The sequence below is a fragment of the Candidatus Devosia phytovorans genome (genome assembly GCA_029202405.1).
Classification (GTDB): domain Bacteria; phylum Pseudomonadota; class Alphaproteobacteria; order Rhizobiales; family Devosiaceae; genus Devosia; species Devosia phytovorans.
Window position 1 is genome coordinate 2,668,533 of sequence record CP119312.1, and the last position, 13,234, is coordinate 2,681,766.

General features: G+C 63.1%; 10 protein-coding genes and 1 tRNA gene. 7 read left to right on the plus strand and 4 right to left on the minus strand.

What is annotated here, in order from left to right; all coding sequences use genetic code 11:
• Positions 1–14: 14 nt before the first annotated feature.
• The 3 genes from P0Y65_13205 to P0Y65_13215 form a co-directional block, all read right to left on the minus strand.
• Positions 15–275 (minus strand): hypothetical protein, encoded by a 261-nt coding sequence (locus P0Y65_13205; GenBank protein ID WEK03158.1) that lies wholly within the window; start codon positions 273–275, stop codon positions 15–17.
• Positions 276–379: 104 nt separating this feature from the next.
• On the minus strand, positions 380–640 hold the full coding sequence (locus P0Y65_13210) for a hypothetical protein (GenBank protein WEK03159.1): 261 nt from the start codon (positions 638–640) through the stop codon (positions 380–382).
• Between the two features lie 387 nt (positions 641–1,027).
• The gene (locus P0Y65_13215) at positions 1,028–1,663 is read right to left on the minus strand and encodes a DNA-3-methyladenine glycosylase I (protein WEK03160.1); all 636 of its coding nucleotides are present in this window, start codon (positions 1,661–1,663) and stop codon (positions 1,028–1,030) included.
• Between the two features lie 163 nt (positions 1,664–1,826).
• Between P0Y65_13215 and P0Y65_13220 the strand changes: the two genes are divergently transcribed.
• Positions 1,827–2,444 (plus strand): L,D-transpeptidase, encoded by a 618-nt coding sequence (locus P0Y65_13220; GenBank protein WEK03161.1) that lies wholly within the window; start codon positions 1,827–1,829, stop codon positions 2,442–2,444.
• A gap of 61 nt (positions 2,445–2,505) precedes the next feature.
• Positions 2,506–4,530 carry a pilus assembly protein TadG-related protein gene (locus P0Y65_13225; protein WEK03162.1) on the plus strand — a complete coding sequence of 675 codons (2,025 nt, stop codon included), beginning with the start codon at positions 2,506–2,508 and terminating at the stop codon, positions 4,528–4,530.
• Between the two features lie 12 nt (positions 4,531–4,542).
• Here P0Y65_13225 and P0Y65_13230 read toward each other — a convergent pair.
• Positions 4,543–4,619 (minus strand) — tRNA-His (locus P0Y65_13230).
• A 276-nt stretch (positions 4,620–4,895) separates the two neighbouring features.
• Here P0Y65_13230 and P0Y65_13235 point away from each other — a divergent pair.
• The 5 genes from P0Y65_13235 (at position 4,896) to P0Y65_13255 (ending at position 13,203) form a co-directional block, all read left to right on the plus strand.
• Complete coding sequence (locus tag P0Y65_13235) at positions 4,896–7,592, plus strand: histidine kinase dimerization/phospho-acceptor domain-containing protein (protein ID WEK03163.1); 2,697 nt, start codon at positions 4,896–4,898, stop codon at positions 7,590–7,592.
• 213 nt (positions 7,593–7,805) lie between these two features.
• Complete coding sequence (locus tag P0Y65_13240) at positions 7,806–8,852, plus strand: extracellular solute-binding protein (protein ID WEK03164.1); 1,047 nt, start codon at positions 7,806–7,808, stop codon at positions 8,850–8,852.
• Between the two features lie 135 nt (positions 8,853–8,987).
• Entirely contained in the window at positions 8,988–10,019 is a 1,032-nt protein-coding gene (locus P0Y65_13245) for an extracellular solute-binding protein (GenBank protein ID WEK03165.1), read from the plus strand.
• A 2-nt stretch (positions 10,020–10,021) separates the two neighbouring features.
• Positions 10,022–11,644: an iron ABC transporter permease gene (locus P0Y65_13250; protein WEK03166.1), complete on the plus strand. Its 1,623-nt coding sequence runs from the start codon at positions 10,022–10,024 to the stop codon at positions 11,642–11,644.
• Between the two features lie 80 nt (positions 11,645–11,724).
• The gene (locus tag P0Y65_13255; protein ID WEK03167.1) at positions 11,725–13,203 is read left to right on the plus strand and encodes an ABC transporter substrate-binding protein; all 1,479 of its coding nucleotides are present in this window, start codon (positions 11,725–11,727) and stop codon (positions 13,201–13,203) included.
• The last annotated feature ends 31 nt before the right edge of the window (positions 13,204–13,234 follow it).

The following is a 13,234-nucleotide window of genomic DNA, read 5'->3' on the forward strand; positions in this document are numbered from 1 at the left end:
GCTATCAACAAGCCTCACGGGCCCAACCGCCACAGAAGCGGCGGCATGGGCGAGTGCCCGTCCTGATCCGGCCAGAAGACAGACCTGGGCGCTGGCGGCAGGCCCATGTCCGCACGCTGGCGGGCAGAGAGACCGGCGGGAATGCGCGGACGGGTCCACCAGGCCGCAATCGCCACGCGGAGGACCGGGAGGAAACCGCGGTGATGGACAGCCTTGGTGACATGGGTGTCGTGGCGCGAAATGGCGCCGCTATCGGTAAATGCATCGATGGACATTGGATGATCCGGTGGCTGCTCGCGCACCGGCCTTCTGGTTCAATGAACTTCAAAAATGCGGAGCCGGCAGGGGAAGAGCGACGTGAACCGCCCTTCCCCGGGGATTACATGCCGGGTCTCCGCAGGGGATCTGGAATGCCCGAATGGCTCGGGATATCGAGCCAGTGCGCTGCTTCGGCAACCGGGGACAGGCCGAGATCGGCTCGCAGGCGTGCGGGCAGTTCGGCGGGCAGTCGCGGCCGATTCCACCATGCGCTGATGGCGGAGCCGATGACGGGCATGAGCCCACGCTGATGCACGGCATCGGCGATGGAGAATTCGAGGCGCAGAACAATGCTGCCCTCACTCAGGGAATTGTAAGACATGACGGTTTCCGGGCGCGCGAAAACGCGAACCGGCCTCTGTTGAGTTGGAACGGAAGATGAGCGGAAACGGGACGCAAACCGGCCCGTGTCAGATCATCGTGGTTTGGATGCTAAGGTTGTCCGAATGGCACGGGGAGTGCCGGGTGACATGACGGCGAGGCTCAGGCCTGGCGGAGATGTCGGTTGGCTTCAACCTGGAAGGTTACGCGCATGATTTTCATGTAGTGCCTCCCTCGGGTTGGCGTTTGTGGACGAGCTAGCAGTAGCTCGCGATTCCGTGATCGGCAACAGGAGATGTGACGTCCTGTCGCGGGCGGGGCGAATTGTGGCGCAAAAGCAACAGTCTAGTCGAACGGGGAGATTCGGCTCAAGTCGCCTGACCGGAGTTTATTTGGGGCGCACCAGGGCGTTGCGTTCGGCCTCGACCTCGTCGCGGCAGAAGCAGCCGAGCATGTGATCGTTGACCAGGCCCATGGCCTGCATGAAGGCATAGCAGGTGGTGGGGCCGACGAAGTTGAAGCCACGCTTGCGCAGGTCCTTGCTCAATCGAACCGACGCCTCGGTCTGGGCAAGCTGGCGCAGACTGTCCCAGCTGAGGTCGGAGGGACGATGCTCGGGGCGGGTTTCGAAGCGCCAGAAATAGGCGGCGAGCGAGCCGAATTCCTTTTGCAGTTCGAGGGCGCGCTTCGCATTGTTGATGGTGGCGTTGATCTTGCCGCGATGGCGGATGATGCCGGCGTCCTGCAACAGGGTTTCGACATCGGCCTCGGTCATGGCGGCGACCCTGGGAATATCGAAGCCATGGAAAACCTGGCGGAAGCGCTCGCGCTTGCGCAGGATGGTGATCCAGGACAGGCCCGACTGGAAGCCCTCGAGGCAGATCTTTTCGAAAAGGCGCGTGTCGGAGGTGACCGGACGGCCCCATTCGCGGTCGTGGTAGTGGCGATAGAGCGCATCGTCGCCCGCCCAAGGGCAGCGCGGCAGACCATCGGCGGGGTTTTCGGGGAGCGACTCAGTGGACATGGGAGGAGACTAGCATTGGCGCGTGCCGGCGGTGACCCGATTTAGACAGCGGTAACCCTCAGCGGCATCAATGGCTTAACCATGCCAATTCACAGGGCGTTGGCCGATCTCTGGCAGAGTTCGCACGGGCCGAGCGGGGCCGGTGACGTGGAGCTGGGTGGACATGAGCGTGATTAAGCTGGCCGGGATGACGGTTGTGGTGGCGCTGTGCGGCGCCTTGCCAACCATGGCGCAGGGGCTGCAGCCGGGCTGGCGGTTTGCACCGCCGCCGGGGGTGACGATCGTCGACAGCCGGCCGGACAATGCGCTGCAATTGCAGGGCAATCCTTATGTCGATCCGGCCTATCTGCGGCAGGTGGTGGCTTACCCGACCAGCGAGCGCAGCGGGACGATCGTGGTCGATACGCGGGCGCATTTTTTGTACTTCGTGCTCGGGGACGGGCGGGCGCTGCGCTATGGCATCGGCGTCGCCAAGTCGGGCTTCGAGTGGAAGGGTACCCACCAGGTGTCGCGCAAGGCGGAATGGCCGAGCTGGACACCGCCGGCGGAGATGTTGCAGCGCCGGCCAGAGCTGCCGCGCTTCATGGAGGGCGGGCCAAACAATCCTCTGGGTGCGCGGGCGCTGTATCTGGGGTCAACGCTCTATCGCATCCATGGCACCAACGAGCCGTGGAGCATCGGGCAGAATGTGTCGTCGGGCTGTATCCGCATGACCAATGCCGATGTCGTAGACCTCTATGGACGCGTAAAACTTCACAGCAAGGTGGTTGTCATTTCCTAAGGATTTTCCAGCACAGTGGCGCTGCCTCTGACAGCGGGGCGCAGAATCTATGGGTGCCTCGTTGAACCTTCGCTTGCTCTCCCTGGTCCGTCGCTTTGGCCGCGACGAAAGCGGTGTCTTTGCCGTGGTGTTCGGCCTGATGGCGATCGTGCTGATCGCGCTGGGCGGGGCAACCGTGGACTATGTGGCGCTGGACCAGGCGCGCAGCCGATCCCAGATCGCCCTCGACGCGGCGGCGCTGGCGTTGCAGCCGGAGAGCCAGCTGACGGGCGCGAACAAGACCGCCATCCAGGCAAAGGCGCAGGCACTGGTGGATGACCGCATCGGCGGCGGCGGCGTGGTGACGATCAACAGCACGACGATCAACACGACCGACGGCTCGCTCTATTTCACCGCGACCATGAAGACGCCGACGATTTTCGTGGCACTGGTCGGGGTCAAGGAAATGTCGGCCTTCATCCAGTCGGAAGCGACGCGCAAGAAGCTGTCGCTGGAAATCGCCTTCGTGCTCGATAATTCGGGGTCGATGGCCTACACGGGCACCGGCACTCTCGGGCTGAAACAGCGCATGCAGTTCCTCAAGGACGCCGCCACCTGCGCGACCAATATCCTGTTCTACAAGGACACGACCACGCCGCTGCTGTTTCCTGACACCTGCGTGCCGGCAACCGGTGCGGTCAAGCTGGACAACGTCAAGATCGGCGTCGTGCCGTTCACGATGTTCGTCAATGTCGGCGCCAGCAATCTGAACGCGACCTGGATCGACAAGGGCACGTCGGTCACCGCCAATGACAATTTCGACGATGGCCGCACCCCACCAGGCAATATCAATCGCACCACCCTGTTCACCGCGACCAAGCAGAGCTGGAAAGGCTGTGTAGAGGCGCGCCCGCATATCAAGACCGGGACGCGGGCCGAGGAATATCTCGACACCGACGACACCGTGCCTCTGGCGGGCAATACGCTGTTCGTACCGATGTTTTCGCCCGATGTGCTCGATGGGTTGCAGGGCAATGACTATATGGACGACACGCCGGCCATATGTGACCGCCCTGCTCCTGCCCAGTGCATTCAGGTGCAGTCGCGCTTTGGCTGCAATTCGTCAAATGGCAGCTGCTCGTCGAGCAATACGGCTGATCCGGTCACTGGTGGCACCAATGCGAGCGGCGTGGTGGATGTGCTGGCGACCAACGGCGCCAACTTCACCAGCTCGACCAAATATCCCAATGGCTATTACGGCGCGCATGCGTCGAGCTGTTCGTGCAGCGCATGGACGAGCTATTCCGACTGGACCCAGACCGGTGGCAGCGGCAACAATCGCACCTTCACGCGCTTCCGCTCCTGCAATGGTGGTGGCTATACGCCCGGTGGCCTGACCAACCGGCAATTGCAGGAACGCATCTGCAAATATTACGGCACGGTCACGACCGTCAGCGATACGCGCGGTCCCAATGCCGACTGCGGTGCTGCGTCGATCACGCCGCTGACGGCCACGCCATCGACGGTGACCACCGCGATCAGCAACATGGTGGCCCTGGGCGGCACGAATATCCACGAGGGCGCGGCATGGGGCTTCCGGGCACTGTCGCCGGGTGCACCCTTCACTGAAGGCGGCCCCTACGACCAGGCGACGTCCAAGGTGATGATCCTGATGACCGACGGCGAGAACACGACCTATAATCTGTCGAATTACTGCAGCCAGGGCATGCGCACGCTCAACAGCAATTGCTACAACTCCGCCTATGGCTATCCGTATAATTCGTTCAACACGGACACTGCGTCGTCCAGTGGCGGCAATATCGAGCGTTTGGGCAGGTTCGGTGCCAACAATGCGAGCCTGGTGACCGAGCTGAACAATCGTACCGTCCAGACCTGTGCCAATGCCAAGGCTGCCGGCATCACGGTCTATACGATCGGCCTGGCAACATCCGAAGCCAGCCAGAGCACGCAGGCGGTTGTGGAAGACATGCTCACGCAATGTGCCAGCACACCGGACAAGGCCCATTTCCCGCAGGAGCCGAGCGAACTCAAGGATGTGTTCCAGCAGATCGCCAATGAACTGACGGCGCTGCGCCTGTCCCGGTAGTCAAAGGGGAAATGGTACCACCTCTCGGGATCGAACCGAGGACCTCTAGATCCACAATCTAGCGCTCTAACCAACTGAGCTAAGGCGGCAAAAGCTTTTTGAGGGAGGGCGAACGCCGCGTCCCGAAAGCGGGCGGAACATAGGTCGAGAATTTCGCGATGACAAGCCGTGATTTTGGCCTGTGGACAGCGACGTGCGCCGGCGGCTCGATTTAACCATCCGGCAGGAAGGTCGCGGCTAGGGTCGGGGTTGTGCTGGACCCATCCGGATGCAGCCTCTATTGATCAAACCTTAAGATTGCCGCAGAAATTGTGCCAATATGGCACGCGTAATGCCTGCATCCGGCCTGGAGAGTATTAGCGTATATGGATGCCGACTGGATCACATCGCCAAGCGCCCGTCGCGTGCTGCAGCACGCCGGGGATTCGCGACCGGCGTGGCTGTGGTCGCAGGATGGGCAGGTTTTGCTGTGGCAAAATGATGCCGCAGAGCTGTTTCTCGCCAAGCTGAAGAAGTCGGGACTGAAGCTGGCGCAGCCGGCCCTGCCGATCAAGGGACAGATTGCCCGCAATATCCGCCTGGGATCGCCGGGCCGGACGAGTCTCGCACGCATCCAGTTCCTTGCGGGCGAAAAGCCGGCCTCGAGCACCTGCGCAACGACACCGCTGCAGTGGCAGGACGGGCAGATGGTGCTGCTGATCGTCGGCGTCGATCCGATCGATGCAGAGATTTTGGCTGCGGCGGCGCAAGAAGGTGACGCGCCGGGCGCGACCGCGAGCGCGGTTGAGGCAGACGATCTGCCGGTAGGGTCTGAAGAGACGGCCGTCGAGCCAGCAGAATTGCCGTACACGGTTGAGGACGACGTCGCCGCTGCTCAGGAAGCGCTGGACGAGCCGGAGCATGTCGAGCCGGAGGCTGAAGTCACTTCGACTGAGGTCGCATCGGACGAGACCGCCTATGCGCAGGAGCTGGAGAACTGGCGCGCCGCCGGCCCGGATGGGACCGCGGAGCTGGAGGTGGTTCCGGAGGCTGCTGTGCCAGACGAAGCGCAGGACGAGGATGTTGAACAGGCTGAGGCTTCCGAGGAAGCGCCCAAGCCGAGCAGGCTGAGCCTGCTGGTCGACCGGCTGGCGGCTGACGAAGGTCTGTTTACGCCGCTGACAGCCGCCGATGATACGCCGCCGGTGACCACAGAATCGATCGAGCCCGAGAGCGATGCCGCCTCCCCTGCCCTGTTCAAGGTGACGGGCCGTGGCTTTGTCGCCGACGATGCCACGACAGAGATGCCGATCGATGAAGTGGCGGACGAGAGCGACGAGGATCTGGCCGACCTTGCGGCGCTGGATGGCGCTGACGACGTCCTGGACGAGGCGGAAACGGAGCCTGAGGCTGGGGTCGACGTCGCGGTTGAAGATGAGACCGCGGTCGATGTGCCCGTGGCTGTCGAGGACGAAACGCCTGACCCGCCGCCCGCTGCCGAGACGGTTGCCGAGGAGCAGCCCGGGCCGATTGCGGATCCCGAGCAGGTGGAACGCGCATCGCGCTACAATTTCGACGAGCTGGCACGCATCCTGACCGATCGCGTGGGCGAACCGGCTGCGACACCCGCGGCGGCCAATGTGATTGCGGCGCCGGCGCGCAGCGGGTCGCTGATCAACCTGGGTGGCGAAACGCTGGTGCTCAACCGGCTGCCGCTGGGCATCCTGGTGTTCCGCGACCAGCAGGTGCTGTTTGCCAACCGCGCCATTACCGAAATGGTCGGCTATGAATCGGTCGAAAGCCTGCGCGCTGCCGGGCTGGGCGCGGTTTTCCCGGCAGCCGGCCCAGAGGGCGAAGGCAGCGCCGGGCCGGTGAATCATCTGGTGCAGCGCGACGGCACCCTGGTGCCGGTGACCGCGCGGCTGCAATCGATCTCTTGGCAGGGCAAGCCGGCGCTGATGCTGTCGGCCAGCACGACCGAGGTGCGGACGGGGCACGAGGCAGCGGTCGCGGCCTTTGCGCGCGCCTTTGCGGAGCAGCGCCAGGACGGTTATTTCGAGACCAATCGGGCTGGCACGATCAGCCTGATCTCGCCCAGGGCGAAGAGCCTGCTCAAGGCCGAGGCTGCGCTTGAGGGCAAGCCGCTTTCGGCCCTGCTGGCAGCGTCTGACCTGGCGGAGCTCCGGGACTTCCTCGAACGACCGGCGCGGTTTGCCGAGACGGCACGCCCGGCACTGACGCTGCGGCCGGCGACGGGCGCAGCAGAGATCATGCTGTTCGCGCAGGGCCAGGCCGGCGTCGTTACCGGCTATTTCGGTCTGGTGAGAGGTCGCGATATCGTGCCGGCACGGGTCAGTGGCCCGAGTGACGCCGACCCGGCACTGCTGTCGCGGATCAGCCGCGGCGTGCGGCGGCCGCTCAATTCGATCATCGGCTTTGCCGACCTGCTGCGTGGCGAAGCACAGGGCAACGAGCGCCTGCAGGGCTATGCACAAGACATTGGCACGGCCGGACAGGAAATTGCCTCGCTGGTCGATGAGCTGGATGACTATGCACGCTTGCGTGACGGGCGCTACCTGCCGCAGCGCGCCAGTATCGAGCTGACGAGCCTGCTCGAAAGCTGCGTGCTGCGTATCCGCCCGCAGGCGAGCAATGCCCGCGTCATCGTTCGCAACGCCATTTCAGAGACGCTGCCACGTGTGACCGCCGACCGCGCTTCACTGGCCCAGGCAGTCTTGAACCTGCTGGCCAGCGCCATCGACCAGACGCCGACCGGCGGCGGAGTGGTGATTTCGGCGCAGCGCGAAGACGATGGCAGCATTGCCGTGCATGTGCGCGACAGCTCCAACAATGCCGTCGACATGGCCGAGCGCTTCGTGGTGTTCCGCGATGGCCTCAGCCGTGACGGTCAGATGATGGTGCCAGTGCGCTCCAGCATCGGGCTGGCCCTCACGCGCTCGCTGCTGGCAGTCAATGCCTTCTCGCTGTCAGTCGATCCGGCTGGCGAACAGGGCATGCTCTTTACAATGATCATTCCAGCGGAACTGGTGGAAGACACTGCAACACCGCAGGCGCGAGAATAATCCCTGATTTCTGCGCTTCTATTTGCCGCAGGCTTTATTCCTGAGTTTTCAACTCAGCTAGACATCTGATTTCGTTCACCTTCGTGACGAAAGATTTGAACCATTCCAGACTACAAGTCCTTGAATTCAATCAACATTATTGACGCAGGTGATCATGCCATCGAAAAAGCTTCCATGACGGGAATTTGAACCCGTCGCAACGGGAGACTTTTCATGACTATGACCACACGACTCGCCCTGACCCTTCTCGGTTCGGTGGCCCTGAGCGGCCTAGCCATGCCAGCCTTTGCCCAGAGTGGCGAAGTCAATATCTACAGCTATCGCGAACAGGCACTGCTACAGCCGCTGATCGATGCCTTCGCCGAGGAAACAGGCATCAAGGCGAATGTCCTCTATGCCGGTGACGGCCTGCTGGAACGCGTTGCGGCCGAAGGCGAGCTGTCGCCGGTCGACGTCGTGCTGACGGTCGATATCGGCAATCTGGTGGGCGCCGAAGAACAGGGCCTGACCCAGCCGATCACCACCGCGGCGCTGGCCGAGCGCGTGCCGGAAGCTTTCCGCGATGAAGACGGCAACTGGACCGCGCTATCGCTGCGCAGCCGCGTGTTCTACGTGTCCAAGGATCGCGTCGACGCGACGGCACTGACCTATGACGACCTGGCCTCGGGAGAATGGGCCGGCCGCATCTGCACCCGCCCGGGCGACCATGCCTATAATATCGGCCTCATTGCACACTATATCGCGGACAATGGCGAAGATGCCGCCCGCGAATGGCTGACCAAGGTGCGCGACAACCTGGCCTACGCCCCCAATGGCAATGACCGTGGCCAGGTCAAGAACATCCTCGACGGCACCTGTGACCTGGCGATCGTCAACACCTATTACATGGGTGCGATGCTCAACAACGAGGCCGAGCCGGAGCAGAAAGACTGGGCCGCTTCGGCGCGCATCGTCTATCCCAATGCAGAGGCCGAAGGCACCCAAGTCAATGTTGCCGGCGGTTTCATCGCCAAGCATGCGCCCAATGCCGACAATGCCAATGCGCTGATCGAATTCCTGCTGTCGGACGAGGCCCAGGCCATCTATGCCGACACCAATTATGAATTCCCGGTGGTTGCCAGCGCACCGATCAACGAGCTGGTCGCCAGCTGGGGGGCGCTCAAGGCTTCGGAAGTATCGCTGACCGAAGTTGCGGCCAACCGCGCTGCCGCCGCCGCGCTGGTTGACGAACTCAAGTTCAACGAAGGCCCGCAGATCTAAGTCCGTATCGCCGTCCTGCCGGGCCGGCGGAGCGATCCGCCGGCCTTTTTCTATCTGCGTCAAAGCTGAGGCACGAAGTCAGCTTGACAGTCTGACCGGCCAGTCCGACAAGGCAGCACGAGGCGGAGAACTTCCATGGCAGTCTGGCGTGGTGTTGGCGTTGTTGCGGTATTGGTGGGTCTTGGTGGACCTGCCCTGGCGCAGGACGGCGTCGTCAATGTCTACACCTATCGCGAGCCCGGGCTGATCCAGCCGCTGCTCGATCGCTTCACCGAGGAAACCGGCATCAAGACCAATGTGCTGTTTGCGGCCGACGGGCTGATCGAGCGCGTGGCGGCCGAAGGCGAACTGTCGCCGGCCGACGTCATCATCACCGTGGATATCGGCAACCTGGCCAATGCCAAGGAATTGGGGATCAGCCAGAACATTTCGGCCGAGGCCCTGGCGCGGGTGCCGGACCAGTATCATGATCCGGATGGGCAATGGGTCGCGCTGTCGCTGCGCGCGCGGGTGTTTTACGCGTCGGTCGACCGGGTCAGCGAGACGGCTCTGACCTATGAAGATATTGCCGGACCGCAATGGCAGGGACGGCTGTGCACGCGCTCGGGGCTGCATGCCTATAATATCGGGCTGATCGCGACGCGCATTGCCCATTGGGGCGTGGACGAGACGCGGGAATGGCTGAGCCATGTGCGCGACAATCTCAACCATGCGCCGACCGGGGCTGATCGCGATCAGGTCAAGCAGATCTTTGACGGCACCTGTGACCTGGCCATCGGCAATACCTATTACATGGGCCTGATGCTGACCAATGACGCCGAGCCCGAGCAGAAGGATTGGGCCGCCTCGGCGCGGATCATTTATCCCGATGCTGATGGCGAGGGGACGCAGGTCAACCTCTCCGGTGCAGTCGTGGCCAAATATGCGCCCAACAAGGACAATGCCGACGCATTGGTGGAATTCCTGCTGTCGGACGAAGCGCAGCATCTCTATGCCAGCGGCAATTACGAGTTTCCGGTGGTAGCGGGCGTCGAGGCGTCCGAGCTGGTGGCGGGCTGGGGTGCGCTGAAGGCTGACCAGACGCCGATGGTCGAGATTGCCAGCCATCGCAAGGAAGCGGCGGCGCTGGTCGACGAGGTCCGGTTCGACGAAGGTCCGCAGAACTGATTGTGGGTCGTGGAACGCGCCTGCCCCTGTTGCCGCTGCTGCTGGTCGGGCTGGCGGGATTGCCGATCCTGTGGCTCGGATGGTCGGCGCTCGCGTCGCTGAGTGGTGGCAGCAATGGGCTGGCGGCGACCATGCTGCCGACGGCGCTGCGCGAGACGGGCACGCTGATGGTGTCGGTGGGGCTGTTGACCGGCACGGTCGGGCTGGTGGCGGCGTGGCTGGTGACGCATTACGAATTTCCGCTGCGGCGGGTGTTCGACTGGGCGCTGGTGGTGCCGCTGGCGGTGCCGACATATCTGGCGGCCTATGCTTATGTGGAGTTTCTGGGGTTTACCGGACCGCTGCAGACCGGACTACGCGCGATCAATGGCGCGACGTCGCTGCGGGACTATTGGTTTCCCGATATTCGCAGTCCCTGGGGGGCGGTGCTGGTGCTCTCCAGCGTGCTCTATCCCTATGTCTATGTCGCGTGCCGCGGGTTTTTTCTGATGCAGTCGGCAAGCCTCAATATTGCGGCGCGGACGCTGGGCGCGGGCGGGATGCGGACGTTCTTCACCGTCACGCTGCCGCTGTCGCGACCGGCACTGGTGGTGGGTGTGACGCTGGCGATGATGGAAGTGGTCAATGACCTGGGGGCGGTGCAGTATTTCGGCATCAATGCCATCACCGCGATCATCTATTCGACATGGATCAACCGCTCGGATTTTGGCGGCGCGGCGCAGCTGGCGGTGACGGTGGTGCTGGTGATCGGACTACTGATCATGGCCGAACAGCGGGCGCGGCGGGATCGGGTGTATCTGGCGAGCCGGGACAATCGCGTGCCGCCGGCGCGGGAGAACCTGACGGGCGGCCGGCGCTGGGCGGCGTTCGGCTTTTGCCTCGTGCTGCTGGCATTCGGGTTTGGCATTCCGGTGGGGCAATTGAGCTATTCGGCGTTCCGGCTGGTGCTGCCGGAGACGATCAGCATGACGATTGCGGCGCTGATTCCCACGGTGACGCTGGCGAGCCTGGGGGCGGTGATTACCGTGGCGATCGGGCTGGTGGCAGCCAAGCTGGCGCGGCGGGGTCGTGTGAGCGGGAGCGCCATTCGGCTGGCGACGCTGGGCTATGCCATTCCGGGGACGGTGCTGGCGCTGGGCCTGTTGCAGCCGCTGGGACAGGCGGACCTCTGGTTCAACCGCATGACCATGGCGCTGATGGACTGGCGGCCGGGGCTGATCCTTTCGGGGTCGATGGCGGCGCTGCTCTATGTCTATGCGATCCGGTTCTTGGCGGTCAGCCATTCGACGCTAGATGCGGCGATGAAAAAGCGGGGCGATTCCATGCTGGATGCCGGACGGGTGCTGGGGGAAAGCGGAGTGGGTCTGCTGTTGAAGGTCGATCTGCCGACGCTGATGCCTGCCATTCTCAGTGCGGCGACGTTGGTTTTCGTGGAGATCGTCAAGGAGTTGCCAGCGACGTTGCTGCTGCGGCCGCTGGGTGTGGATACGCTGGCAACGCTGGTCTATAGCCGCGCCAATGTAGGACTTTTTGCACAGGCAGCGCTGCCGGCGCTGGTGATTGTGCTGGCCGGGCTGATCCCGGTCATTCTTGCTACGCGGCTCGGTGATCGTAGGAAAGTTTAACAGGCGAAACCGGTGCCATGTTAGTCGCAGCGATTATAGTATGCGACGGGGCGCCCGGGGCGCGTTGAGTGGGGAATGGAATGAGCAAATACAAGGCAATCGGGCTGGCACTTGCCCTGACGACGGCGCTGGCCGGTTCGGCCTGGGCACAGCCGACCGAAATCCGCATCGGCGTGACGCTGGAACCACCGGCGCTCGACCCGACCGCCGGCGCAGCCGCCGCCATCGATGAAGTGGTCTACCAGAATATTTTCGAGGGTCTGACCCGGATCGACCAGACCGGCACGGTGCAGCCGGGGCTGGCCGAGAGCTGGACGATTTCCGAGGATGGCCTGACCTATGTGTTCAAGCTGCATGAGGGCGTGACCTTCCATGATGGTTCGGCCTTTGATGCCGAAGACGTCAAGTTCAGCTTCGACCGGATCCAGGCCGAAGACAGCGCCAATGCGCAGAAGGCGCTTTATGCCGGCATTGAAGCGGTGACCGTGGTCGATCCGCTGACCGTCGAGATCAAGCTCAGCGGGCCCGATGGCCTGTTCCTGTTCAACATCGGTCGCGGCGATGCGGTGATCGTGGCGCCCGAGAGCGCCGAGAACAATGCCACCTCGCCGATCGGTACCGGACCCTTTGCCTTTTTGCAGTGGGATAAGGGCAGCCGCGTCGTGCTGGAAGCCTATGGCCCCTATTGGGGCGAGCCGGTGCACCTGACCCGTGCGAGCTATGTGTTCATTGCCGATTCCGCCACCAAGACCAGCGCGCTGCTGGCAGGCGATATCGACGGGGCGAACAATGTGGCAGCGGACACGATCCCGATTTTTGAGGGCAACCCGCAGTACCAGGTGGTGGTCGGCTCGACCGAGGGCGAGACCGTGCTCTCGACCAATAACAAGAAGCCGCCCTTCGACAATCTCAAGGTGCGCCAGGCAATTGCCCATGCGATCGACCGCCAGGCCATCATCGATGGGGCGACGGATGGCTATGGCGTGCCGATCGGCAGCCATTTCGCGCCGCACAATCCCTATTATGTCGACCTGACCAATACCTATCCGCATGACGTGGCAGCGGCCAAGGCGCTGCTGGCCGAGGCCGGCTTTCCGGATGGCTTCAGCACCACGCTGAAGCTGCCGCCGCCGCCCTATGCCCGGATCTCGGGCCAGATCATTGCCAGCCAGCTAGCCGAAGTCGGCATCAAGGTCGAGCTGATCAATGTGGAATGGGCACAATGGCTGCAGGACGTTTTCACCAACAAGGACTATGACCTGTCGCTGGTCAGCCATGTCGAGCCATTCGACATTGGCAGCTATGCCAATCCCGACTACTACTTCGGCTACGACAATCCCACGTTCACGGCGCTGATCGAGACCCTCAATGCCACGACCGACGACGCCAAGCGCAAGGAACTGGCCATCGAGGCCCAGACCATCCTCGCCAAGGATGCCGTCAATGGCTACCTGTTCGAGCTGCCGCAGATCGGCGTCTGGAACGCCAAGCTCGAGGGCTTCTGGAAGGATGCTCCGATCGAGGGCGTGGTGCTGCGCGATATCCGCTGGACCGAGTGATCGCCATCCCATCGCGTGTATAAGGCCCCGC